25 protein-coding genes are annotated in these 22,120 nt (G+C 57.6%); 13 read left to right on the forward strand and 12 right to left on the reverse strand.

The window, feature by feature from the left end; translation table 11 throughout:
• The first annotated feature begins 244 nt into the window (after nucleotides 1-244).
• Nucleotides 245-823: a thymidine kinase gene (locus ACR0DH_RS08805; RefSeq protein ID WP_480544189.1), complete on the forward strand. Its 579-nt coding sequence runs from the start codon at nucleotides 245-247 to the stop codon at nucleotides 821-823.
• 25 nt (nucleotides 824-848) lie between these two features.
• Here ACR0DH_RS08805 and ACR0DH_RS08810 read toward each other — a convergent pair whose 3' ends face one another.
• The 4 genes from ACR0DH_RS08810 to ACR0DH_RS08825 all read right to left on the reverse strand — a co-directional run bounded on the left by ACR0DH_RS08810 (nucleotide 849) and on the right by ACR0DH_RS08825 (nucleotide 3,095).
• The gene (locus ACR0DH_RS08810) at nucleotides 849-1,187 is read right to left on the reverse strand and encodes a tRNA-binding protein (RefSeq protein ID WP_353010469.1); all 339 of its coding nucleotides are present in this window, start codon (nucleotides 1,185-1,187) and stop codon (nucleotides 849-851) included.
• Nucleotides 1,180-1,995 (reverse strand): pyrroline-5-carboxylate reductase, encoded by an 816-nt coding sequence (proC, locus tag ACR0DH_RS08815; protein WP_480548853.1) that lies wholly within the window; start codon nucleotides 1,993-1,995, stop codon nucleotides 1,180-1,182. Before proC ends, ACR0DH_RS08810 begins: the two co-directional genes overlap by 8 nt.
• A gap of 39 nt (nucleotides 1,996-2,034) precedes the next feature.
• Nucleotides 2,035-2,535 (reverse strand): type III secretion system chaperone family protein, encoded by a 501-nt coding sequence (locus tag ACR0DH_RS08820; protein WP_170536283.1) that lies wholly within the window; start codon nucleotides 2,533-2,535, stop codon nucleotides 2,035-2,037.
• A gap of 311 nt (nucleotides 2,536-2,846) precedes the next feature.
• On the reverse strand, nucleotides 2,847-3,095 hold the full coding sequence (locus tag ACR0DH_RS08825) for an accessory factor UbiK family protein (protein ID WP_353010465.1): 249 nt from the start codon (nucleotides 3,093-3,095) through the stop codon (nucleotides 2,847-2,849).
• Between the two features lie 97 nt (nucleotides 3,096-3,192).
• On the opposite strand from ACR0DH_RS08825, the gene lgt reads away from it, so the two are divergent.
• The 5 genes from lgt (at nucleotide 3,193) to ACR0DH_RS08850 (ending at nucleotide 7,406) form a co-directional block, all read left to right on the forward strand.
• Nucleotides 3,193-4,080 carry a prolipoprotein diacylglyceryl transferase gene (lgt, locus tag ACR0DH_RS08830; protein ID WP_480544191.1) on the forward strand — a complete coding sequence of 296 codons (888 nt, stop codon included), beginning with the start codon at nucleotides 3,193-3,195 and terminating at the stop codon, nucleotides 4,078-4,080.
• Complete coding sequence (locus ACR0DH_RS08835) at nucleotides 4,077-5,144, forward strand: class I SAM-dependent methyltransferase (RefSeq protein ID WP_480548851.1); 1,068 nt, start codon at nucleotides 4,077-4,079, stop codon at nucleotides 5,142-5,144. The genes lgt and ACR0DH_RS08835 overlap by 4 nt, the downstream gene beginning before the upstream one ends.
• The gene (gene pgeF, locus ACR0DH_RS08840) at nucleotides 5,141-5,899 is read left to right on the forward strand and encodes a peptidoglycan editing factor PgeF (RefSeq protein WP_480544193.1); all 759 of its coding nucleotides are present in this window, start codon (nucleotides 5,141-5,143) and stop codon (nucleotides 5,897-5,899) included. The genes ACR0DH_RS08835 and pgeF overlap by 4 nt, the downstream gene beginning before the upstream one ends.
• 269 nt (nucleotides 5,900-6,168) lie before the next feature.
• Nucleotides 6,169-6,297: a hypothetical protein gene (locus ACR0DH_RS08845; RefSeq protein ID WP_480548849.1), complete on the forward strand. Its 129-nt coding sequence runs from the start codon at nucleotides 6,169-6,171 to the stop codon at nucleotides 6,295-6,297.
• A gap of 326 nt (nucleotides 6,298-6,623) precedes the next feature.
• A complete protein-coding gene (locus ACR0DH_RS08850; RefSeq protein WP_480548847.1) occupies nucleotides 6,624-7,406 on the forward strand; it encodes a Hint domain-containing protein in 783 nt (260 codons plus the stop codon).
• A gap of 116 nt (nucleotides 7,407-7,522) precedes the next feature.
• Here ACR0DH_RS08850 and ACR0DH_RS08855 read toward each other — a convergent pair whose 3' ends face one another.
• On the reverse strand, nucleotides 7,523-8,023 hold the full coding sequence (locus ACR0DH_RS08855; protein ID WP_170536272.1) for an Lrp/AsnC family transcriptional regulator: 501 nt from the start codon (nucleotides 8,021-8,023) through the stop codon (nucleotides 7,523-7,525).
• A gap of 213 nt (nucleotides 8,024-8,236) precedes the next feature.
• On the opposite strand from ACR0DH_RS08855, the gene trxB reads away from it, so the two are divergent.
• The 3 genes from trxB (at nucleotide 8,237) to ACR0DH_RS08870 (ending at nucleotide 12,911) form a co-directional block, all read left to right on the forward strand.
• Nucleotides 8,237-9,178: a thioredoxin-disulfide reductase gene (gene trxB / locus ACR0DH_RS08860; RefSeq protein WP_480548845.1), complete on the forward strand. Its 942-nt coding sequence runs from the start codon at nucleotides 8,237-8,239 to the stop codon at nucleotides 9,176-9,178.
• A 129-nt stretch (nucleotides 9,179-9,307) separates the two neighbouring features.
• Nucleotides 9,308-10,999 (forward strand): adenylate/guanylate cyclase domain-containing protein, encoded by a 1,692-nt coding sequence (locus tag ACR0DH_RS08865; RefSeq protein ID WP_480548843.1) that lies wholly within the window; start codon nucleotides 9,308-9,310, stop codon nucleotides 10,997-10,999.
• Nucleotides 11,000-11,195: 196 nt separating this feature from the next.
• Nucleotides 11,196-12,911 carry a bifunctional sulfate adenylyltransferase/adenylylsulfate kinase gene (locus ACR0DH_RS08870; RefSeq protein WP_480544198.1) on the forward strand — a complete coding sequence of 572 codons (1,716 nt, stop codon included), beginning with the start codon at nucleotides 11,196-11,198 and terminating at the stop codon, nucleotides 12,909-12,911.
• 66 nt (nucleotides 12,912-12,977) lie between these two features.
• Here the strand turns inward: ACR0DH_RS08870 and ACR0DH_RS08875 are convergent, their stop codons facing one another.
• The 3 genes from ACR0DH_RS08875 to ACR0DH_RS08885 form a co-directional block, all read right to left on the reverse strand.
• A complete protein-coding gene (locus tag ACR0DH_RS08875) occupies nucleotides 12,978-13,862 on the reverse strand; it encodes a PhzF family phenazine biosynthesis protein (RefSeq protein WP_480548841.1) in 885 nt (294 codons plus the stop codon).
• Nucleotides 13,863-13,966: 104 nt separating this feature from the next.
• The gene (locus ACR0DH_RS08880; RefSeq protein WP_170536263.1) at nucleotides 13,967-14,191 is read right to left on the reverse strand and encodes a DUF1150 family protein; all 225 of its coding nucleotides are present in this window, start codon (nucleotides 14,189-14,191) and stop codon (nucleotides 13,967-13,969) included.
• A 5-nt stretch (nucleotides 14,192-14,196) separates the two neighbouring features.
• A complete protein-coding gene (locus ACR0DH_RS08885) occupies nucleotides 14,197-14,610 on the reverse strand; it encodes an Hsp20 family protein (RefSeq protein ID WP_058275530.1) in 414 nt (137 codons plus the stop codon).
• Between the two features lie 163 nt (nucleotides 14,611-14,773).
• Here ACR0DH_RS08885 and ACR0DH_RS08890 point away from each other — a divergent pair, with 163 nt between their 5' ends.
• The 4 genes from ACR0DH_RS08890 (at nucleotide 14,774) to ACR0DH_RS08905 (ending at nucleotide 17,385) form a co-directional block, all read left to right on the forward strand.
• Nucleotides 14,774-14,998, forward strand: coding sequence for a YdcH family protein (locus ACR0DH_RS08890; RefSeq protein WP_170536261.1), 225 nt, complete (start codon nucleotides 14,774-14,776; stop codon nucleotides 14,996-14,998).
• Between the two features lie 76 nt (nucleotides 14,999-15,074).
• Nucleotides 15,075-15,560 carry a 5-(carboxyamino)imidazole ribonucleotide mutase gene (purE, locus tag ACR0DH_RS08895; protein WP_480548839.1) on the forward strand — a complete coding sequence of 162 codons (486 nt, stop codon included), beginning with the start codon at nucleotides 15,075-15,077 and terminating at the stop codon, nucleotides 15,558-15,560.
• A complete protein-coding gene (locus tag ACR0DH_RS08900; RefSeq protein WP_480548838.1) occupies nucleotides 15,512-16,312 on the forward strand; it encodes an NAD(P)-binding domain-containing protein in 801 nt (266 codons plus the stop codon). Before purE ends, ACR0DH_RS08900 begins: the two co-directional genes overlap by 49 nt.
• A 2-nt stretch (nucleotides 16,313-16,314) precedes the next feature.
• Complete coding sequence (locus tag ACR0DH_RS08905; protein WP_480548938.1) at nucleotides 16,315-17,385, forward strand: 5-(carboxyamino)imidazole ribonucleotide synthase; 1,071 nt, start codon at nucleotides 16,315-16,317, stop codon at nucleotides 17,383-17,385.
• Between the two features lie 63 nt (nucleotides 17,386-17,448).
• Here the strand turns inward: ACR0DH_RS08905 and ACR0DH_RS08910 are convergent, their stop codons facing one another.
• The 4 genes from ACR0DH_RS08910 to groL form a co-directional block, all read right to left on the reverse strand.
• Nucleotides 17,449-18,600 carry an alpha-D-ribose 1-methylphosphonate 5-triphosphate diphosphatase gene (locus tag ACR0DH_RS08910; protein WP_480548836.1) on the reverse strand — a complete coding sequence of 384 codons (1,152 nt, stop codon included), beginning with the start codon at nucleotides 18,598-18,600 and terminating at the stop codon, nucleotides 17,449-17,451.
• Nucleotides 18,597-19,370 (reverse strand): alpha/beta fold hydrolase, encoded by a 774-nt coding sequence (locus tag ACR0DH_RS08915; protein ID WP_480548834.1) that lies wholly within the window; start codon nucleotides 19,368-19,370, stop codon nucleotides 18,597-18,599. The genes ACR0DH_RS08910 and ACR0DH_RS08915 overlap by 4 nt, the downstream gene beginning before the upstream one ends.
• Before the next feature lie 38 nt (nucleotides 19,371-19,408).
• Nucleotides 19,409-20,251 (reverse strand): DMT family transporter, encoded by an 843-nt coding sequence (locus ACR0DH_RS08920; protein ID WP_480548832.1) that lies wholly within the window; start codon nucleotides 20,249-20,251, stop codon nucleotides 19,409-19,411.
• Nucleotides 20,252-20,425: 174 nt separating this feature from the next.
• The gene (groL, locus tag ACR0DH_RS08925) at nucleotides 20,426-22,069 is read right to left on the reverse strand and encodes a chaperonin GroEL (protein WP_480548830.1); all 1,644 of its coding nucleotides are present in this window, start codon (nucleotides 22,067-22,069) and stop codon (nucleotides 20,426-20,428) included.
• Nucleotides 22,070-22,120: the final 51 nt, after the last annotated feature.

Consider the following 22,120-nt stretch of genomic DNA (forward strand, 5'->3'; position numbering starts at 1 on the left):
TATGCGGGGGATTTTGTGAGTGAGTGGCGGCAGTTCCTGCCGGTAACGAGTGAACGTGAGGCAAGATTATTGGGTCTCACGCTGTTCAGGCCTAATGAAGGCCGATAGCGTCGCTGTTGTAGGCGCAGGGGTTCCATCCCCAAAGAGCCTGTGCTCGACCTTTGCAACTGCAATGGCGGCGTCTATTTTTTCAGGTGTTTTTTGAAGCCTTGTTCCGTCCGCCGATGCGATTTAGACCCGGCTCATGGCAAAGCTGTATTTTAACTATTCAACCATGAACGCGGGCAAATCGACCGTGTTGCTGCAGGCCTCGCACAACTATCGTGAGCGCGGCATGGAAACTTATCTGATGACGGCAGCCGTTGACGGGCGCGACGGCCAGGGACGTATCGCATCGCGTATCGGGATTTCGGAACAGGCAGACACCTTTCGACCCGATGATGATGTGTTTGTGATGATTGATGCCCGCCTAAAACGCGGCGCCGTCGCCTGTGTGTTTATTGATGAGGCTCAGTTTTTGTCTGAGGATCAAGTCTGGCAACTGGCCCGCGCCGTCGATGACCTGAATGTCCCGGTTCTGGCCTACGGGTTGCGCGTCGACTTTCAGGGTAAGTTGTTTCCCGGCTCTGCCGCTCTATTGGCCCTGGCCGATGAAATGCGCGAGGTTCGCACCATCTGCAAATGCGGGCGCAAAGCCACTATGGTGATTCGTCAGGACGCGAACGGCAACGCAATCACCGAAGGCGCGCAGGTGCAGATCGGCGGGAATGAGACCTATGTCTCACTTTGCCGCAAACACTGGCGCGAGGCTGTCGGTGACTAGTTTCAGACACAGACCCAAAGTGTGTTCAGTGCATACGGCCGCCCAAAGGAACCTTCCCATCCGGTCCGATCAGCATGATCTCACCGCTTTCATCTGGCAGACCCAGAACCAGAACTTCGGACATAAATTTGCCAATCTGGCGCGGCGGAAAATTGACCACGGCCATGACCTGCTTGCCCACCAAAGTAGCGGGATCGTAATGGGCTGTGATCTGGGCCGAGGTTTTTCGCTCACCAATCTCATCACCAAAATCGATCCACATCTTGATCGCGGGCTTGCGGGCCTCGGGATAGGGTTCGGCACGGATGACCTCACCAACCCGGATATCCACTTTAAGAAAATCATCAAAGCTGATTTCACGCACGAGATAATTCCTTTGACCGGTCCGTCGCGGCTTTGACCGCGCGGTGCAGAAGATCGGGGAAGCCGTCCTTTTCATCCATCAACACCTTAAGCGCAGCCTGAGTGGTGCCGTTGGGTGAGGTGACGTTGACGCGTAGCTGCGTCGGGCCGTCTTCGGCAGCGATGGCAAGCGCCCCTGCCCCGGCAACCGTAGACTTGGCCAGTTTCATGGCCAGATCATCCGGCAACCCTTGCGCTGCACCCGCAGCCGCCAGTGTTTCAATCAAATGGAACACATAGGCCGGACCTGAACCGCTGACACCGGTGACCGCATCAATCTGCGCCTCTTCCGACAGTCGGACGGTTTCACCAATCGCGGCAAGAAGGTCCTCGGCCAGTTTCTGTTCCTCCTCGCTTACATGCGCATTGCCAATCATCGCCGTGATCCCCCGCCGGATCGCCGCCGGTGTGTTGGGCATGGCGCGAATGATCGGGGTGCCTGCGCCCAAAACACTCTCGAATGTTGCAATCGACGTACCCGCGGCGACAGACACGAACAGGCTGCCACCACCGCCCAGCACCTGAATGGCAGGCAGAGCATCCCCCATCATCTGCGGTTTAACGGCAACCAGAACAACAGCAGGCGCGTTCGGCAATGTGGTGTTGATATGAACGCCCTGCGCCCGCAGCCAATCTGAGGGATAAGGATCGATCACCCAAACGGATGAGGCGGGCAGACCGTGTTCCAGCCAACCCGCCAACATCGCGGACCCCATCTTTCCGCAACCCAAAAGCACCAGGCCGTTTTCGGCCACGCGCGACATGTCCATGATTGCCCCTCCCCTTACATATCGGTTCGGGGCAAAGCTTTACGCCCGGCCGTATGCCTCTGCAATGGCAACCTGTATCGCATCTTCCGGATCGCGATTGCCCCATGTGACCAGTTGAATTGCGGGGTAGTAGCGTTCAGCGCTCATGACTGCAGCTGATATCATGGTGTTGATCTGATCCGGGCTGGCCATCTGGCCACCAGCCAAAACCAAGCCATAGCGGTAGACCATCAGTTTCTGGTTTGCCCAGTAGGTGAATGCACCGGCCCAGCACTGATCGTTCATCTTGTTCAGCAGTTCATAAAGCTCGCTCTCACGCTCGGATGGGGGTTCCATCTCGAACGAACAGACCATGCGCAGTGTTTCGTCATAGTTCGACCAGGCCAACGTGATCGAATATGTCCGCCACTGCCCTTCAACCGCCATAGCAATCTGATCGTCCCCAATACGATCAAAATCCCAGTCGTGATGTTCGGCCAGGTGTTCAACAATATCGATTGGATGAAGGTCTTCTTCGAGAAACTGCTCGGAAAGGGCCATAATGCCACCTCACTAATCTCTAGCATGTTGGGGCTGGCAGCGCCCCAGCGCTAGTTGCCTGCTCTACAAGCCGGGCTTCCCCCGTAGGCCTGTACTAAATATGGTGCGACGCGAGGCGAGTTCTGGCAACCCTATTTCTTGGGGATAACAGCAATAAGTTGTGGACAGCTGGCAACGACGATCAAAATATTGGCGTTGGATGCAGCTTTGTCTTGATTAAATCCTGCAAGGCGGCAAGATACACAGCACCGCACAAACCGGGAAAGGTCTGCGCGGTGCTCGGTGTTTTCAGAAAATCAAACGTGTGGGCGCTATTTGTCCAGTTTCGCCTCAAGCGCGGCGATGCGAGCTTCGAGCGCCGTGTTCTCCTCGCGCGCTTTCTGAGCCATCGCGCGCACCGCATCGAACTCTTCCCGCGTTACAAAATCCCGGTCTGCCAGCCAGCGGTCCAGCATTGATTTCATCGCGTTCTCGGCCTCTTCCCGCGCGCCCTGCGCCACGCCCATGGCGTTGGTCATCAACTGAGAGACATCGTCGAGGATCTTGTTGCGGGTTTGCATGGCTTTACTCCGATAACGCTGTTGCTCTCTATATGGGGGATGATTGGCGCAGGCTCAAGGTTGACTTGCCATGCAAACCCCGGGCAATGAGACGCACATGCAGGCTGTTCTGAATTTCCCCGATCTGTCACCCGAACTCTTCTCGATCTCATTGTTCGGGATGGAGTTCGCTCTGAGGTGGTACGCATTGGCCTATATCGCGGGCATCCTGATCGCCTGGCGAATGGCTGTCATTGCCTTGCGGCGGCCTGCATTGTGGCGCAACGATGCACCGCCGATGCAGCCCGAACAGTTGGAGGACCTGATGACCTGGATCATTCTAGGCGTCATCCTCGGTGGGCGCCTTGGCTTCGTTCTGTTTTATCAACCAGCCTACTACCTAGCGCACCCGGTGGATATTCTGAAAGTCTGGCAAGGCGGCATGGCATTTCATGGCGGTCTGTTGGGGGTCATCGTTGCGTCTTACCTCTATGCGCGTCGTCATGCCCTGCCGATCCTGTCGCTGGGTGATCTGGTGGCCTATGCTGTGCCGCCCGGCCTGTTGCTGGGACGTTTGGCCAACTTCACCAACGCCGAATTATGGGGTCGCCCGAGCGAGCTGCCCTGGGCCGTGATCTTCCCCGGCACTGCCGCGCAGGATTGCCCAGGCGTCGTTGCGGGCTTTTGCGCGCGTCATCCATCGCAGCTTTATGAAGCCGCACTTGAAGGGTTGATCTTGGGTGCCGTGCTTCTGTGGCTGGTCTATCGCCGCGGTGCCTTTCGCAAACCCGGCCTGATCATGGGCGTGTTCCTCGCGGGCTATGGTGCCTCACGGTTCATTGTCGAGTTCTTTCGGCAGCCGGATGCTCAGTTCGTCTCACCCGGCAACCCGTTGGGCTTGGCCTGGCAGGTCGGAGGCTACGGCCTGACAATGGGCCAGGTATTATCGCTTCCGATGATCGCCATTGGCCTGTGGTTTGCCCTGCGTGCCCGGCGGGCGGCATGACGCTAAAGGACCATCTGATCGGTCGCATTCACCATGATGGCCCGATGAGCGTGGCTGACTTCATGTCTGAATGCCTGCTGCATCCCACGCTGGGTTACTACAGCACGCGCGACCCGTTTGGGGCGCAAGGGGATTTCATTACCGCCCCCGAGATCAGTCAGATGTTCGGAGAACTGATCGGTCTGTCACTTGCACAAAGCTGGATGGATCAAGGTTGCCCGAGCCCGTTTACATTGGCCGAGCTTGGCCCCGGACGCGGGACTTTGATGTCCGATATACTGCGCGCCACCCGGCAGGTTCCAGGGTTTCACGAAGCAGCACAGATGTATCTGGTCGAAGCTTCGCCCGCGCTTAGACAGGTTCAGGCGAAAACGCTGGGCCAGTACACGCCCAATTGGATCGGCGCTACCACCGAACTGCCCGAACAGCCCCTGTACCTGGTCGCTAATGAGTTCTTTGACGCCCTGCCCATTCGCCAGTTCATCCGAGAGGGCGAAGGTTGGCGAGAACGACGGATTGGCGTGACTGAAGACGGCCTTGCATTCGGTCTGGGGCCTAACACGCCTCAGATTGCCTTGAACGACCGGCTGGGCGACACCAACGATGGTGACCTTGTCGAAATATGCGTGGCCGCAACACCGATCGTGACGGATATCGCCACCTGCATCACCTCCTATGGCGGAGTGGCTTTGATCATCGACTACGGCGATTGGCGCTCGCTGGGCGATACGCTGCAAGCCGTTAAAGCGCATGAGAAGGTTAAACCGTTGGACAATCCGGGTCAGTCTGATCTGACCTCGCATGTTGATTTTGAGCCGCTGGCAATGGCGGCCCGTGCTTCAGGATGCGCGCATACCCGGCTGACGCCACAAGGCGTGTTTCTGGAACGATTGGGGATCACCGCACGCGCGCAGGCATTGACAAAAAACCTGAACGTGCCAGAGCAGAAACGCCTTATCAGCGCACATCGCCGGTTGACGCATCCTGATGAAATGGGAAACCTGTTCAAAGTGCTGGGCCTGTACCCTGCACAATCAGCACCACCGCCGGGACTGGAGCCATGACACTGGAAATCTTGACCTCCGACATGCTGTCGCCCGTGCGGCACGGGTTCTTTACACGACGAGGCGGCGCGTCTTCTGGTATCTTTGCCGGTTTGAATTGCGGGCACGGATCGTCGGATCAGACACAAGCTGTTGCGCTGAACCGAAACAGGGTCGCGGCAGCCATGGAAGTGACGCCTGAGCGGCTGATTGGCATTCATCAGGTCCATTCACCAACCGTTCTGACAATTGATGCGCCGTTACAGGGCGAGAAACCCAAAGCTGATGCAATTGTTACCGCAACTCCCGATCTTGCGCTGACCATACTGACCGCCGATTGCCAACCGGTTCTTTTTGCCGATCCCGAGGCTAAAGTAATCGGTGCCGCCCATGCCGGATGGCGTGGGGCGCTGGACGGCGTGCTGGAAGCAACGCTTGACGCGATGGAGGCGTTGGGCGCGCAACGTGCAAACATCCGCGCCGCAATCGGACCATCCATCTCGCAGCGCGCCTACGAAGTCGGCCCCGAGTTTCTGGATGATTTTCTGGCAGAGTCCCCGAATAACAGCCGTTTCTTTGCAAATGGGCAGGAAGATCGGATGCAATTTGACCTGCCAGCATTTGGGCTTCACCGGCTGCGCCAGGCGGGCGTTGGCCAGGCCGAATGGACCCGGCATTGCACCTATTCCGACCCTGACCGGTTCTATTCTTACCGACGCGCAACCCATTCGAAAGAAGCGGATTACGGCCGTTTGATTTCGGCGATCCGGTTATAGAAATAGTTCCAATTAAGGCGAAATCGCCACCTTTCCGCCACAATCATTGTGTTTATCTGAAGGCAGAATCGTAGTGTTTTTGCCAGTGTTCAGATCGTTACCTGACGTCCACACAAGTGGACTCTGGCGCTTCAAATTGGAGGAGTTGCCAAACTTCACTTTCAGTCCTGATTTTATCCCGGATAAGCCACAACTCTGCCGCAAAACGGCGTGATCTTGGTGGCATAAGGGAAAAAGGGCAGTAAGCCCTATCAATACAGGATCAGAGAATGAAATCGAAAACTCGCTTTCTAAACGCGGTCTTAGCCGCGGCGCAGGACCAGAAACTGGAAATGCCATGGAAACGGGTTTCAAGCCATTCTGTCAGGGTCGCCCGCCGGTTGATGGCGCGACGCTGAACCAGAAAACCACCAGGACCAAGCTGCCGGTCCTGCGTTGGAGTGCGTATCGGGAATGCTTCGGCCCGGTGACGTGGGATCGCCATATGACGGCGATCGTGTGTTCAGAAGTGTGTGTGTGGGCAATTTGCGCCCGCAAAGTACGAGTTTGCCTGGGGGGTCAATGTGTTGACCAATGGAAAGCGAAGGTTTTGTCGCTGTGCACCGCCGTCATTGGCAGTGTCCAAGGGTCCCTCATTTATTTCAGGGCAAAGAACTATTCCGTTGGACGGGCCTGTACGGGGGTATGCCTCGTCTGTTCGGAGATTAGAAAGGAAGGAATATAAGTGACTATTCCTAGCTCACTGGCCCGTGCGGCCCGCAATGCGGTTGATACATCCGCCTTGCTGCGCGAGGTTCCAAGACAAGCATCAAAGCCAAAGGCGCAACTGCGCCGGTATGAGGTAAGCACTCTGCTCGACAATGGGGATGTCGCGCAAACACGCCATATTGCACCAGCATTGCCCATGTTCGAAGACGCATTTTGCGCCTTCTCGCGTGGATCGCTGGTGGAAACCGAACATGGCCCTCTGGCTATTGAAGACCTTATGCCGGGGGACACCGTTCTGACCCAAGATGGGTCGTCGGAAACCGTGGTCTGGAAAGGGTCAGTCACTCTCATCCCAGGGCGCGAAGATTCGTATGGGCGCACACGTCCTCTGACACGGATCATGGCGGATACGTTCGGCATGCAGAAGCCTTTGTCCGGTGTGATCGCCGGCCCGGCGGCGCGATTGCTGGGCACGCCGGGGCATCTGCGGCACATTTATGGGGACGGGCCGGTTCTGACACCAGCGTCAGAGTTTCAGGACGGCATGAACGTCATTGAAACAATGCCGCCAACTCCGGTAGAGTTGTTTCACATTTGCCTGAAGAAGCATTCGGTCATTCGCGTTGATGGGTTGCAGTTTGAAACCTATCATCCTGGGGTAAACGCGGTTCGTTTGATCAGCCATTCCCTACGGTCGATTTATTTGAATCTGTTCGCGCATGTCGAAACACTGAACGATTTCGGCCCGTTGCTGATGCCGCGCGCCGGAGACGGAGAGGTCGACGCTCTGACGGCGTGAAATTTACATACTACTGCAGAGCGGGGGCATCATGCAGATTTTACTAAGCTGGATTGTATCCTTGGCGGTGGCGGCAATGCTGCCACCCTGCCAGCCACATCCAAAACAAACGCGGTTCACGCGGTACGGTTCATACGCTCTTCCAGAACGTCGAATGGTACGCCTGGCTCGTCTTTTGCGCCTCGGATAACAAGCGAGGTTTTTACGCTGGCCACGTTCGGCGTCGTCAGCAGTTCACCCGTCAGGAATTGCTGAAAGCTGCTCAGGTCGGGGGCGACGCATTTCAGAATGAAATCCACCTCGCCGTTGAGCATGTGGCATTCACGGACCAGCGGCCATTCGCGGCAACGTTCTTCGAATGCGCGCAGTTCGGATTCAGCCTGGCTGTCCAGGCCGACCATGGCAAAAACCTGAACTTCAAATCCCAATTCACGCGCGTTTACCGCTGCGTGGTAGCTGTTGATATAGCCTGAGTCTTCCAAAGTGCGCACGCGGCGTAAACACGGCGGCGCTGAGATACCGACACGTTTGGCAAGCTCAACATTGGTCATCCGACCGTCAGCCTGCAGCTCTGCCAGAATCTTGCGATCAATCTCATCCAGCCGTGTGGTGACCATAAAGTGCTCCTGATTTTTCGGTTCTTATATCAGCACCCTCCGCTTGCGCAATAATCTTTCGCTGTTGCGCAATATTCTTTGTTTTCAAATCGCAAAAACCACCAAGCCCCTGCCCCGTTCGTGAAAAGGAAAGGGCTTTAAGCCCTGCGCGCACGCCGCTATATCGGTGCGACGGGCGAAACGCCCAAGTCAGGCAGTTCGAGCGGGGGTACTATGGCCGAGACACGACACACCAAGGTTCTGATCATCGGATCGGGACCTGCAGGATATACCGCAGGCGTTTATGCCAGCCGGGCCATGTTGGAACCCATTCTGGTGCAAGGCATTGAACCGGGTGGTCAACTGACCACCACGACCGAGGTCGAGAACTGGCCCGGCGATACCGAGGTTCAGGGCCCCGACCTGATGGTGCGGATGCAGGACCACTCCAAGGCGATGGGCTGTGAGGTGATCGGCGATATCATCAGCGATCTGGACCTCAGCAAGCGCCCCTTTACCGCCAAGGGCGACAGCGGCACCATCTATACTGCGGATGCGGTTATTCTAGCCACAGGCGCCCGCGCCAAATGGCTTGGTCTGCCATCGGAAGAGAAATTCAAAGGCTTTGGTGTCTCGGCCTGCGCAACCTGCGATGGTTTCTTCTATCGCGGGCAGGAGATCGTTGTAATCGGCGGCGGCAACACGGCCGTGGAAGAGGCTTTGTTCCTGACTAACTTTGCCAGCAAAGTGACCCTGATCCACCGTCGGGATGAGTTGCGCGCCGAGAAAATCCTGCAGGATCGCCTGTTCAAGAACGAAAAGATCGAGCCCCTTTGGTTCCACCAATTGGAAGAAGTCGTTGGAACGGATGCGCCACTGGGTGTTGAAGGCGTTCGGGTCAAAAACGTTCAGACCGGCGATATCACCGAGATCCCTTGCAAAGGTGTTTTCGTCGCCATCGGTCACGCACCCGCTAATGAGTTGGTCAAAGACACATTGGAAACACACATGGGCGGCTATGTCGTGACCAAGCCGGGTTCGACCGAAACCTCAATCCCAGGCGTGTTTGCTGCGGGCGATCTGACCGATCACATCTACCGCCAGGCCGTTACCAGCGCGGGCATGGGCTGCATGGCCGCCCTGGATGCCGAGCGTTTTCTGGCCGAACAGGAATAGAAAGGCGCGCAGAGGTTTCGGGGCACGTCGAACTCTCTGCCCTTTTACCTTCTGCGGTTCAGGTCGGCTTGACCCGTGCAAGCCTGCCCCTCACACTCCACCCTAACGAAGCATTCGCGGGTACCGGCATTGGATAACGCACTTTGGCGCGGCGGGTGGGCAGCCCAGCTACGGATTGGCAGCGGCCTGATCCTGTTTGTTTTCGCGTTTTTTCACTTTATCAATATCGGGCTGGGCCTGTTTCACACCGACTATCTGCACGGGATGCAGGATGGTCGCAAGGCGATCACCCGACACAATGCCGTCAGCCTGCTGTTCTATGCCGCGCTGATCCTTCACGCGGCCCTTGCGGTGATCTCGGTCATCCAGCGCAGAACATTGCGGATGCCGTTCAGTTCAGCATTGCAGATTGTGCTGGGGTTATTGATCCCGCTGCAATTGATTTCGCACATCGTGCATACCCGCATCGCGCATGAGGTGTTCGACGTCAACGATGAGATGGGGTACATCATCATACTGATGTGGCCCAGCTCAGCCATCTGGATGCAAAGCCTGCTGCTGCTGATCGTCTGGATACATGGCTGTATCGGCCTTCATATGTGGCTGCGCCTGACCAGTTGGTGGTCAAAAACCGTTCCCTATCTGATCGGCGTAGCTGTTTTTGTGCCCTCTTTCGCATTGGCCGGTGTCTTAACTGAGGGCCGGCGCATCTGGGTGGATTTCGCAGATGAGTTTCTGCGTGAGCAATACATTGAGCACTATAACTGGCCATCACCTGAAACCTTCGGCGTCCTGCTTACTATGAAGAACAACGCCGTTCTGGGCTTTCTGATCACGCTCGGCGCATGCGGGGTCTTCTTTCTGGGCCGCAAGCTTTGGCGTCGCAGGCATTCGGTGCGGATCGCCTATGCGCAAGGCCCGGATGTGGTTGCAGAAAAAGGCATGACATTGCTTGAAATATCTCAAGCCAACGGCATCCCACACACGGCGCTGTGCGGAGGCAAGGGGCGTTGCACCACATGCCGTGTCATTGTCGAAGATGGCAGCGAAGGGCTGGATGCCCCCAGTGAGGTCGAGGCCCGCAGCCTGGCTGCGGTGGGTGCCTCGCCCCAAACCCGACTCGCCTGCCAAATCCGCCCAACCGATCCTCTAACTGTGTTTCGCGTCTTTCGCCCGGATGGCGAGCGGAATCGAGGGCATGCCAGCCAAGGACAAGAACGGCAATTGGCCGTGCTGTTTTTGGATATGCGGGGTTTTACGGCGCGTACGACCGGGCAGCTTCCTTACGACATCGTCTTTCTGTTGAACCGGTTCTTTGACGCCATAGTCCCGGCCATCACCGATGCGGGCGGCGTAGTCGACAAATACATGGGTGATGGGTTGTTGGCCGTGTTTAACAAAGCCAACGCCGCCGTCTCTGCCAAATCAGGGCTAGACGCTGCGATTGAAATCAGCCTTGCTCTGGAAGGTTTCAACCAACGCCTCGCAGCCGAAGGAAGCCCGGGCATTCGTATCGGAATGGGCCTGCATCTAGGTGATCTGGTGCTGGGTGAAATCGGCGCCGCAGGGCACGCATCGCACACCATTATCGGCGATGCTGTCAATGTTGCCAGCCGCCTTGAAAGCGAGACCAAAGCACTTGGGGTCGAACTGCTGGTGTCGAAGGAATTGCTGCAAGCGGCAGAAGTGGCAATCAATCCCGAGCAGATCCAATTGTTCCAGCTACGTGGCGTGACCGAACCGGTTCCCGCCGTGCCTGTTACACGTGCCGCAGAGCTAAGCGACCTCACCACCAGAGAAGAACAAGCATCCTCTGCCTGATTGCATCGCGCTACCGAAACAGAACCACGGTCGCCTTTGGTATTGTGTACGGGAAAATCCTTCCATTTCCGGGGAAATCAGCGCATATCGTCCTTTGTTTCGCGACGGTGGTGGACTTCGGGTAAGAGTCGGGGCAAATCCGCCTCGAAACGGCCGAGAATCACCGGCAAATTTACACTGTGACAAGAGTATTCTGATGACGATGTTAAGTAATCTGGCTCCGATCCCCGAACTGTATGTATCGTATGACTCGGCCCAGAAGTTGAAAGTTGAAGCCGCCGATCTGACAAGCTGGGACCTGAGCCCGCGCCAGATCTGCGATCTGGAGCTGTTGATGAACGGCGGGTTCAACCCGCTCAAAGGTTTCCTGAGCGAAGCCGACTATGACAACGTCGTCGAGAACATGCGCTTGGCCGATGGCACCTTGTGGCCCATGCCCATCACGCTGGACGTTAACGAAGACTTTGCCCAAGGGATTGAGCTGGGCCAGGATATCGCCCTGCGCGATCAGGAGGGCGTGATCCTTGGCACCATGACTGTGACCGACCGATGGACACCGGACAAGTCGCGTGAGGCCGAGAAAGTCTTTGGCGCCGATGACGATGCACACCCTGCGGTTAACTACCTGCACAACGCGGCTGGCAAGGTCTATTTGGGCGGTCCCGTTGTCGGCATCCAGCAGCCGGTGCACTATGATTTCCGCGCCCGTCGGGATACACCGAATGAACTGCGCGCCTATTTCCGCAAGCTGGGCTGGCGCCGCATCGTGGCCTTCCAGACACGCAACCCCCTGCACCGCGCGCACCAGGAACTGACCTTCCGCGCCGCCAAGGAAGCGCAGGCAAACCTGCTAATCCATCCGGTTGTCGGCATGACCAAGCCGGGCGACGTCGATCACTTCACCCGCGTCCGCTGCTATGAGGCGGTGCTGGACAAATACCCGGCCTCGACCACGTCGATGAGCCTGCTGAACCTGGCCATGCGCATGGCTGGCCCGCGTGAGGCAGTGTGGCACGGCCTGATCCGCGCAAACCACGGCTGCACCCACTTCATCGTCGGGCGCGACCATGCAGGGCCTGGCAAAAACTCGGCTGGTGAGGATTTCTATGGGCCTTATGACGCACAGGACCTGTTCCGCAAACACCAGGATGAAATCGGCATCGAAATGGTCGACTTCAAACATATGGTCTATGTGCAGGAACGCGCCCAGTACGAACCAAATGACGAGATTCTGGATAAGGATAATGTCACCATCCTGAACATCTCGGGCACCGAGTTGCGCCGCCGCTTGTCCGAGGGGCTTGAAATCCCAGAATGGTTCAGCTTCCCCGAAGTTGTCACAGAACTGCGCAAGACCAAGCCGCCGCGCAGCCAGCAGGGCTTTACCGTGTTCTTCACAGGTTTCTCAGGGAGCGGAAAATCCACCATTGCCAACGCGTTGATGGTCAAGCTGATGGAGATGGGTGGCCGCCCGGTAACCCTGCTGGATGGTGACATCGTGCGGAAGAATTTGTCTTCGGAACTGGGCTTCTCGAAAGAGCACCGCGACCTGAACATTCGCCGCATCGGGTATGTCGCGTCTGAGATCACCAAAAACGGTGGCATCGCCATCTGCGCGCCGATTGCGCCCTATGCCACTACCCGTCGCGCCGTGCGCGAAGAGATCGAGCAGTTCGGTGCCTTCTGCGAGGTCCATGTGGCGACCAGTATCGAGGAATGCGAACGCCGCGACCGTAAGGGGCTCTATAAGCTGGCCCGCGAAGGTAAGATCAAGGAATTCACCGGGATCTCAGATCCTTACGACGTTCCCCAAAACCCTGAACTGAGCGTCGAGACCGAGAATGTCGAGGTCGACAATTGCGCCCACCAGGTCCTGCTAAAACTGGAAAGCATGGGCCTGATCGCCGGGTAACATACCAGAATACAGAAAGCCCCCGCCTAGACCGGGGCTTTTCTTTTGGCTGAACCCAAAATGCGGTCACATCTGATCGGGCAAGTCCAGCTGTCCGCGCATCAGCACATGTCCACGCCCTGCGACCTTGATTCCGGTCATCGCCTCAGATGGCCCAACGCGGGTTACGGTCGCCTGACCGGGGCGGCCCATGTCATGCCCCTGCTCTGCGATGAAACTGTCTTTTGCCATCAACCCGTGTTTCCAAAGATAGGCGGCCATCGCACCAGTCGCTGATCCGGTAAACGGGTCCTCGGGCGGGCTGGGAGGGGCCAGCAAGAGACGCGAGAATGTATCGCCCTGAGGCGTTGCACCCTGCAAGGTCACCAGAAACGGCTCGGCCATGTCCGAACCGGAAAACCCGGCAGCGGCGGCAACTTTGCGCAATGGCCCTACGTCAAGCTGTGCTGCACGCAACGCCTCATGATCTCGCAGAACTGTTATGCAAAAGGGCAGCCCGGTCGAAACGAACTGAGGCGGAGATATAATGACACTTTCTGGCAGCCCGATGGTCGAGGCAACAAGTTCAGCAGGTACATGCGCACCGAATTCCGGCGCGACCTGGGTCATCTCGATCTCGTCCCCATTCAACTTGATCGCCACAAGCCCCGCACCTGTTTCAAGTGTCAGAGCATCGCCCGAGATCAAACCACGCGACCGCATCGCAGTCACCGTCGCGATTGTCGGATGTCCGGCAAAGGGGATCTCGCGACTGGCCAGAAAATACCGCACCTGAATATCGGCAACATCGGATGGCCCGGTGAATGTGCATTCCACCAGTGAGGTTTCGCGGACATAGGCCATGCAAACATCTGCTGGGAGAACCGCGCCATCGTGGACAACGGCACATCCGTTGCCCCCAAAGGCGCGGTCACTGAAGGCATCCACCCAATCAAAGTCAAAACAGCTCATCACGCGGCCTCCGAACACAGGAAAAAAGCGGCGGGGTTCGCCGGTTTCAAACCATCGCGCGTGTCATTGGGATTGTCACGCCCAAATCAGGCGTAAAGGGGCCCTCAGTGAACGGCCACCGGAGACAGATCATGCTGTCGCGCCAGAACAAAGGCCAGCTTGCGATCGGCGACTAGCGCCAATTGCTGACCATCGGAATCATGCACGGCGTAGAGTTGATCCAGATCACCTGCCTGATCCTGCAGATCACTTGGCAGATCGGCAACCTCGACCGTTTTGACATAAACGATACGGTCGCCTTCGGTGTTGATTTCAATCGGTGTATTCATTGCTCTTACCCCTTCCGTATGTTGATTGTCTGCACCACGGTTTCCGGCACGGCGCGGGTTAGATCCACATGCAGCAGACCGTTCTCCATGATCGCCTCGCCCACCTCGACGCCGTCGGCCAGCACAAACATGCGCTGAAACTGGCGCGCCGCGATGCCACGGTGCAGGAAGATGCGCCCCTCGCTATCGTCACGCTGACGGCCACGGATCACAAGTTGGCGATCCTCGATGGTGATCGACAGGTCTTCTTCGGCAAACCCGGCGACAGCCAGGGTAATCCGGTACGAAAAATCCGACGTCTGTTCGATGTTATAGGGCGGGTACCCTTCGTTACCGGCCTTTGCAGACCGTTCCAAAAGGCGTTCCAACTGCTCGAACCCCAAAAGATGCGGGTATGAGCCAAGAGTAAGTTTTGACACGTTTTCTCGTCCTTTATTGCCAAAGCGACGTGTGGTGCGGCCCCGTTCTGGCAACCGCGCACTATAGAATATGGGAAGAAACCAGGATGTCCACAAGGTCTGGCGTGATAACGTCTGACACACTATCTTGTTGAGTAAGCACCACAACCAGCCCGAGTCGCCAATGAACGCGCCCACCGATCTTTCGATGAAAACCGATGACGTTTTGCGGGTTGAGCTTGAAGTTTTCCGCCGGCAGCACCGTGATCTGGACGAAGCCATCGAAGCGTTGCATGACCGCGGGACGGCAGATCAGCTGACCTTGCGGCGGCTGAAAAAAGAAAAGCTGCGCCTGAAGGATATCATCCGCCTTATCGAGGATCGTCTAACGCCGGACATCATCGCCTGATATCGGCTTAACGCATTGCCACGAAGGCGGATTTGGATATAGTTCGCGCTCTGCGAACAGGGCGGGGATCAAGCGGATGGGTAACGTCAAAGTCGGGATCATCATGGGTAGCCAGTCGGACTGGCCCACGATGAAGGAAGCCGCAGATATTCTGGACGAATTGGGTGTCGCCTATGAAAAGCGTATCGTGTCGGCCCACCGCACGCCGGATCGCCTGTGGGACTATGGTAAAACTGCCGTCGAACGCGGCTTGAACGTGATCATCGCAGGCGCGGGCGGTGCGGCGCATCTACCGGGCATGATGGCCTCAAAAACTCGGGTGCCGGTGATTGGCGTTCCTGTTCAGACCCGTGCTCTGTCAGGTGTTGATTCTCTGTATTCCATTGTGCAGATGCCCAAAGGTTTCCCGGTTGCCACCATGGCCATCGGATCAGCCGGTGGTGCAAACGCAGGGCTGATGGCCGCAGGGATCCTGGCACTGCAGGATGACGCTTTGGCCCAGCGGCTGGACGCATGGCGCATGACTTTGTCAGCCTCTATCGCAGAAGAACCCGAAGGATGAGCCGGATCGGCTTTGTCGGAACCGGCCATATCGCGGCCCCAATGGTGCGCATTCTGGCGACCAAAGGTCATGACATCTGGGTCACGACACGCAATACCGAGGTATCCGGGCAACTCAAATCAGAACTGGGTGTAACCGTCGCGGATGCACAATCCGTTGTCGACGCATCGGACATCGTGTTTTTGTGTCTGCGCCCACAGGTGGCCGCTGATATTCTGACACCTCTGATCTTTCGCGCGGATCAACAGATTGTTTCTGTAATGGCCGCCGTTTCGACAGATCAATTGGCAAAGCTCTGTGCACCTGCGTCGGATTTCGTGCAGACCATCCCCCTGGGTTTTCTGGCAACCGGTGGTTGCCCATTGGCCGCTTTAGGCAATGATCGCCTGTTGGCCGATCTCTTCGAACCGGAAAACCCAGTGATCAAGGTCGCTGACGAGGCCGCGCTGAACGCCCATTTCGCGATCTGCGCCATGGTTCCCGGGATGCTGGATTTGATGGCGACCGGAGCAGATTGGTTGGCCGGTCAAACCGGAAACGCAGACGGTGCGGAATTTTATACGACACAACTGATCTCGGGCTTCCTTTCCGCGATGGAAAAGGGCAAAGCAGGGCAACTTGCGGCAGAGCGCGACGCGCTGGCCACGGACGGAACGCTGAGCCTGCAAATGACCGATGCGCTACGGTCGGGCAAGGCACATGACGCGCTGAACGCTGCCCTGGCCGCGATCGGCAAACGGTTGGAGACCTGATGATGACACAGATGCTGGCCCCCGGTGCGAAGGTTGGAATTCTGGGCGGTGGTCAGTTGGGCCGCATGCTGTCAGTCGCGGCGGCGCGGCTGGGCTTTGTCAGCCATATCTACGAGCCCGGTGCGAACCCACCTGCCGGTCAGGTCGCAGATCGGGTGACAACGGCGGCTTACGACGATTCCGAGGCGCTGAGGGCCTTTGCAGAGTCGGTTGATGTCATCACTTATGAGTTCGAGAACATCCCAACCGAGGCGCTGGATATATTAGAAGCGCATCGCCCTATTCGCCCTGGACGCGAAGCCTTGCGCGTCAGTCAGGATCGGCTGACCGAAAAGCGGTTCTTGCAGGAGCTGGGCCTGAACACAGCGCCTTTTGCGGATGTGTCAGATCTGAGCAGCCTTGAGGCCGCAATTGATCAGATCGGAACCCCGGCCATCCTGAAAACCCGCCGGTTCGGTTACGACGGCAAAGGTCAGGCGCGTTTGCAGACACCCGAGGATGCCGAAGCGACCTTGGCCGACATGAATGGCGCGCCTTCGATCCTGGAAGGGTTCGTTGATTTCAGCCATGAGGTGTCAATTATTGCCGCACGCGGGCTGGACGGTCAGGTCGCATGTTTCGATCCGGGCGAAAACGTGCATCGGGACGGTATTCTTCACACGACCACCGTGCCTGCGCGCCTGCACCCAGCGCAACGCACCGACGCGATCCTGCTGGCGGCCAACATCCTGAATGCACTCGAATATGTGGGAGTGTTGGGTGTGGAATTGTTTGTGACACCCGAGGGTTTGATCGTGAATGAGATCGCGCCGCGCGTCCATAACTCTGGCCATTGGACGCAGAATGGTTGCGCCGTCGATCAGTTCGAACAGCATATCCGCGCTGTGGCTGGTTGGCCCTTGGGGGACGGGCAGCGTCACTCGGATGTCGTGATGGAAAACCTGATCGGCGCCGATATGGACCGCGTTCCTGAGCTGGCTCAGGAACAGGACGTCGCCCTGCACCTCTACGGTAAGGCAGAGGTCAAGGCAGGCCGGAAGATGGGACATTTCAACCGGATCACGCGCGCATAGAAATCACGCTGACGCGTGATGCCTCCGGCGGAGGTATTTGTGAACAAGAGAAGCGGACCGGGTTTAAGAGATGAACCGGGCAGCGATGTCCCCGGACATGTAGCTGATGCGTCCTCCGGCCAGTGTGGCGGCGACGCGGTGGCTCTTCCGATCCAGAATGACAAGGTCAGCGCGTTTGCCCGGCTCTATCGTGCCTCGGTCTTCAAGGCCCAGAACACGCGCGGGACCTGATGAGATCAAATCCCAGGCGCCAGCCAGATCCCGCACGCCGCTTTTAGCCAGCATCAACGCCGCACGGCGCGGGCTGGGGTAGTGATAGTCCGAGGCCAGCGCGTCACAGAGCCCCATGGCAATCAGTTCAACAGCGCTGGCATTTCCTTTGTGTGACCCACCCCGGACCACATTGGGTGAACCGAGGATAATGTGATCCCCACCCGAACGTGCAGCCTCGGCCGCTTCCAGAGTTTCGGGGAATTCAGAGATGTGAACACCGCGCTCCCGCCACCATGCCCGGGCATCTGCGGTTGCATCGTCGTGGCTGCCGAGGTGAATACCCAGCCCTTCTAGCTTAGCGCATAGTGCTTCGATCGCAGCGGGAACTTCTGCCTGACGGGCATACATATCAAGCAACATCTGGAAATGAACATCCGGGTTCCGCCCTGCTTTCAGCGCTTGCCCGGTCAGGCGCGGCGGTTTTTTGCCCTGCGTAAGCCGGTCATGTGGCAAGTGGTCGTTGAAGACCACGTAAGGCACTTGCCAGTCTTTGATCCGAACAGCCAGATCGGCATAGTCGTCCAGCATGTGGGTTTCGAACCTTAACTGAGGGATCAAGTCGGTGACGGTGCTGTCCCTAACCGCAGCTATCGCGGCAAAGACCTGTGCGGCAAAATCGGGGCCGCGCACGCCACCTTCCCAGCTATAGAACTGCGCCAGTACTCCGGTGGTGATCCCGTTTGCCGCCAGCTCTGCCTCAACCGACAAAATGCCCTCGTTCATTTGCTTCATGGCACCCCGGCGCGGGGCGATATGGCGTTCGAAACCGTCACCATGTAGGTCGATGATTCCCGGAAGAACCAAAAAACCCGTCAGGTCAATCTGACGCCCAGCGCTTGAGGCCTGCACTTGCCCATCAGCTATTGCTACGGGCACCTGTGTCAGCCCTACGCTCGGCAACAGCACTTCGGCGTTGCACAGCGTCAGCTCCAGCGTGGTCATCTGGTTGGCTCCGACTCTGGCTCAGAGCAGTCCTGCCCGATGCAAATCTCGTCAATGATGTCAGTGACCCCATCCAGCCAGGTTATCTGTGGATCAAACTCACCGAACTCGATGAAATGCAGGGCCTGTGCCATCACGCGCGGATTGTTCATCATGAACGTGTGTGTCACCGGCAAAACGATATGATCCGCCATGCCATCCACCTTGGTGGTTCGGACCGAAACCTTACCATCGTCCCGCCCATCGATCAGTGAAGAAAACACCGGGTTCAATGAGTTCTCGCCCGCGATCACACCCAGTTCGAACTCCACTGCCGGTAGCTTTTGGGGGATGCCTTCAGGCCCAGTGCCCAGTTGCAATCCGGCGGGGCCGTTCAGATAACCGAACACTTCCCATGCGCTAAGTTCGTCAACAAGTTGGCTGCCCTGATTGGGAGGGCCCAGCATGACGACACGGCCCAGGTTTTCCGGTGCGTTGTCCTGAAGCCAATATCGCAACAAGATACCGCCCATGGAATGCGCGACAACATTGGCTGTATCTTCACCGCAGGCTGCAAACGCATCGGGCAGTGTCTGTTCAGCCAGTTCGGGAATGCCCAGATCTGTCGACGGATAGCCCGGACGGATGACGGTGTAGCCATGGGCTTTGAACAACTGCTCCATCACCGAGAACGACGCCTCGGTCCGCGCCAGGCCATGCAACAGGATGACACATTTGGCGCTGGCCGCTGCGGGCAGGCACAGGAAAATGAGGGCGAGCAGAATTCTCATGACCGCCCAATACTGCCTATGAGGGGCTGAGGGAAGACCTACCCTTGGGTCCGGCGCAGAACGGCCAAGGCGATGCCACCCAGCACCAAAGCTGCCCCAGCCAACAGCCGCGCGCCTGCAACTTCACCCAACAGGACCACACCGCCGACAATCGCGATCACTGGCACACTCAGCTGAACCACCGCGGCAACCGAGGGCGCGAGTTGCGGCAAGACCCGGTACCAAAGCGCATATCCCAGGCCCGACGTGACCCCGCCTGACAAAATAGCCAACGCACATCCGGTTACATTGATCTGCCAGTCGCCCCCCAAGAAAACCAGTGCCAACGTCGTTACGGGAAGCGCGACAACAAAGTTCGCCGCTGTCCCGGCCAAGGCGTCTGACTCGGACCGTCCGACCAAAGAATAGATCGCCCAACCAAAACCAGCGGCGACCATCAGCGCAGCTCCCGCTGCGTCTACCTGAACCGCCTCGGTCGGCCATAGTACAAAGGTCAAGCCGCCCAAAGCGACCGCAGCACCTGCAATTTGGCGTCCTGTGGGTGTCGTCCCAGTCAATGCGCCAATCACAAACATGGATATCTGCACAACCCCGAACAGGATCAGCGCCCCAAGACCCGCATCCAGCGTCAAATAGGCCACCGAAAACCCAATCATGTACAAGGATAGGGACCCTGCCCCCAGAACCCGCCGCCTAGAACGCAGCGGCATTCCACCCTTGCGCCCCCACACCAATAGGCTCAGAACCACCGCGCCAGCCAGAACGCGTACAACTGCAAAGCTGGCAGGATCGCTGGCACCACTGTCAATCGCCAGCCGGTTCAGGATCGAATTCGCCGCAAAGGCGCACATGGTCAGGGCGGTCAGCAAAAACAACTTCATCCCAATCGCATACCTGCTTCTGTCAGCTTTGCACACTCACATTCCTGCAAACGCACCGCAGCTTCTTCTGTTCAAAAATACCTCCGCCGGAGGCATGTCCGCAAAGCGGGCATTCAAAACGAAACGGGGCCGCCCGAAGGCGACCCCGTCGATAAGCACTAAGGCCTAAGCAGCTTACATCATGCCGCCCATGCCGCCCATGTCGGGCATACCGCCGCCAGGGGCCGCGCCCTCTTTGGCGGGCTTGTCAGCAACCATCGCTTCGGTGGTGACCAGCAGGCCAGCAACCGATGCCGCGTCTTCCAGAGCGGTCCGGACAACTTTGGCAGGGTCGATCACACCGAACGAGAACATGTCGCCATATTCTTCGGTCTGAGCGTTGAAGCCAAATGCCGCGTCCGAAGATTCACGGACTTTGCCCGCAACAACCGCACCGTCAACACCTGCGTTCTCGGCGATCTGGCGCAGCGGCGCTTCGATGGCCTTGCGAACGATGTTGATGCCAGCGTCCTGATCGGCGTTTGCACCTTTCAGAGCTTCCAGTGCTTTACCGGCCTGAACCAGAGCAACACCGCCGCCCACGACGACGCCTTCTTGTACAGCAGCGCGTGTTGCGTTCAGAGCATCGTCCACACGGTCCTTACGCTCTTTCACTTCAACTTCGGTCATGCCGCCGACGCGGATAACAGCAACACCGCCTGCCAGTTTGGCAACGCGCTCTTGCAGCTTCTCACGGTCGTAGTCGCTGGTGGTTTCTTCGATCTGAGTGCGGATCTGGCCAACGCGTGCTTCGATCTCAGCTTTCTCGCCAGCACCGTCAACGATGGTGGTTTCGTCTTTGGTGATCTCGATCTTCTTGGCGGTGCCCAGCATGTCCATGCTGACAGACTCGAGCTTCATGCCCAGATCTTCGCTGATGACCTGACCGCCGGTCAGGATCGCGATGTCTTGCAGCATGGCTTTGCGGCGATCGCCGAAACCCGGTGCTTTGACAGCAGCAATTTTCAGGCCGCCGCGCAGTTTGTTGACAACCAGAGTTGCCAGCGCTTCGCCTTCAACATCCTCAGCAATGATCAGCAGCGGCTTCTGCGACTGAATCACCTGCTCGAGCAGCGGAACCATTGGCTGCAGCGAGGACAGTTTCTTTTCGTGCAGCAGGATCATGCAGTCGTCGAGTTCTGCGATCATCTTGTCTGCGTTGGTGACGAAGTAAGGTGACAGGTAGCCACGGTCGAACTGCATACCTTCGACAACATCGGTCTCGGTTTCCAGGCCTTTGTTTTCTTCGACGGTGATAACGCCCTCGTTGCCAACCTTCTGCATCGCGTCTGCGATCTGGCTGCCGATTTCAGCTTCGCCATTGGCCGAGATGGTGCCAACCTGAGCAACTTCTGCCGAGTCTTTGACTTCACGCGAAGCAGCTTTGATGCCTTCAACAACTTTGGCCGTTGCCAGGTCGATGCCGCGCTTCAGGTCCATCGGGTTCAGGCCGGCAGCAACCTGCTTCAGGCCTTCTTTGACGATGGACTGAGCCAGAACGGTTGCAGTGGTGGTGCCGTCACCGGCTTCGTCATTGGTGCGGCTGGCGACTTCTTTCACCATCTGCGCGCCCATGTTTTCGAACTTGTCTTCCAGTTCGATTTCCTTGGCAACCGAAACACCGTCTTTGGTGATGCGCGGTGCGCCGAAGGATTTGTCCAGCACCACGTTGCGGCCTTTGGGGCCCAGGGTCACTTTGACAGCATCGGCCAGGATGTTCACACCGGCCAGCATGCGGTTACGGGCATCGGTGTCAAATTTGACGTCCTTTGCAGACATGTTGTCTCTCCTTGAGAAAATCTATTGAGATGAAGATCAGAGTGAAGCAAG

The sequence above is a fragment of the Ruegeria sp. I1 genome, assembly GCF_056532675.1.

Coding starts and splice junctions, on each gene's coding strand:
- ACR0DH_RS08910 (WP_480548836.1), bottom strand. CDS start 18,600: ATGACCACGCTGGAGCTGACGCTGTGCAACGCCGAAGTGCTGTTGCCG.
- lgt (WP_480544191.1), top strand. CDS start 3,193: ATGCAGGCTGTTCTGAATTTCCCCGATCTGTCACCCGAACTCTTCTCG.
- ACR0DH_RS08900 (WP_480548838.1), top strand. CDS start 15,512: ATGGCGCATGACTTTGTCAGCCTCTATCGCAGAAGAACCCGAAGGATG.
- ACR0DH_RS08920 (WP_480548832.1), bottom strand. CDS start 20,251: ATGAAGTTGTTTTTGCTGACCGCCCTGACCATGTGCGCCTTTGCGGCG.
- ACR0DH_RS08875 (WP_480548841.1), bottom strand. CDS start 13,862: ATGAGCTGTTTTGACTTTGATTGGGTGGATGCCTTCAGTGACCGCGCC.
- ACR0DH_RS08835 (WP_480548851.1), top strand. CDS start 4,077: ATGACGCTAAAGGACCATCTGATCGGTCGCATTCACCATGATGGCCCG.
- ACR0DH_RS08820 (WP_170536283.1), bottom strand. CDS start 2,535: ATGGCCCTTTCCGAGCAGTTTCTCGAAGAAGACCTTCATCCAATCGAT.
- ACR0DH_RS08825 (WP_353010465.1), bottom strand. CDS start 3,095: ATGCAAACCCGCAACAAGATCCTCGACGATGTCTCTCAGTTGATGACC.
- purE (WP_480548839.1), top strand. CDS start 15,075: ATGGGTAACGTCAAAGTCGGGATCATCATGGGTAGCCAGTCGGACTGG.
- groL (WP_480548830.1), bottom strand. CDS start 22,069: ATGTCTGCAAAGGACGTCAAATTTGACACCGATGCCCGTAACCGCATG.
- proC (WP_480548853.1), bottom strand. CDS start 1,995: ATGGACATGTCGCGCGTGGCCGAAAACGGCCTGGTGCTTTTGGGTTGC.
- ACR0DH_RS08880 (WP_170536263.1), bottom strand. CDS start 14,191: ATGAATACACCGATTGAAATCAACACCGAAGGCGACCGTATCGTTTAT.
- ACR0DH_RS08905 (WP_480548938.1), top strand. CDS start 16,315: ATGACACAGATGCTGGCCCCCGGTGCGAAGGTTGGAATTCTGGGCGGT.
- ACR0DH_RS08890 (WP_170536261.1), top strand. CDS start 14,774: ATGAACGCGCCCACCGATCTTTCGATGAAAACCGATGACGTTTTGCGG.
- ACR0DH_RS08915 (WP_480548834.1), bottom strand. CDS start 19,370: ATGAGAATTCTGCTCGCCCTCATTTTCCTGTGCCTGCCCGCAGCGGCC.
- ACR0DH_RS08870 (WP_480544198.1), top strand. CDS start 11,196: ATGACGATGTTAAGTAATCTGGCTCCGATCCCCGAACTGTATGTATCG.
- trxB (WP_480548845.1), top strand. CDS start 8,237: ATGGCCGAGACACGACACACCAAGGTTCTGATCATCGGATCGGGACCT.
- ACR0DH_RS08805 (WP_480544189.1), top strand. CDS start 245: ATGGCAAAGCTGTATTTTAACTATTCAACCATGAACGCGGGCAAATCG.
- ACR0DH_RS08845 (WP_480548849.1), top strand. CDS start 6,169: ATGAAATCGAAAACTCGCTTTCTAAACGCGGTCTTAGCCGCGGCGCAG.
- ACR0DH_RS08855 (WP_170536272.1), bottom strand. CDS start 8,023: ATGGTCACCACACGGCTGGATGAGATTGATCGCAAGATTCTGGCAGAG.
- pgeF (WP_480544193.1), top strand. CDS start 5,141: ATGACACTGGAAATCTTGACCTCCGACATGCTGTCGCCCGTGCGGCAC.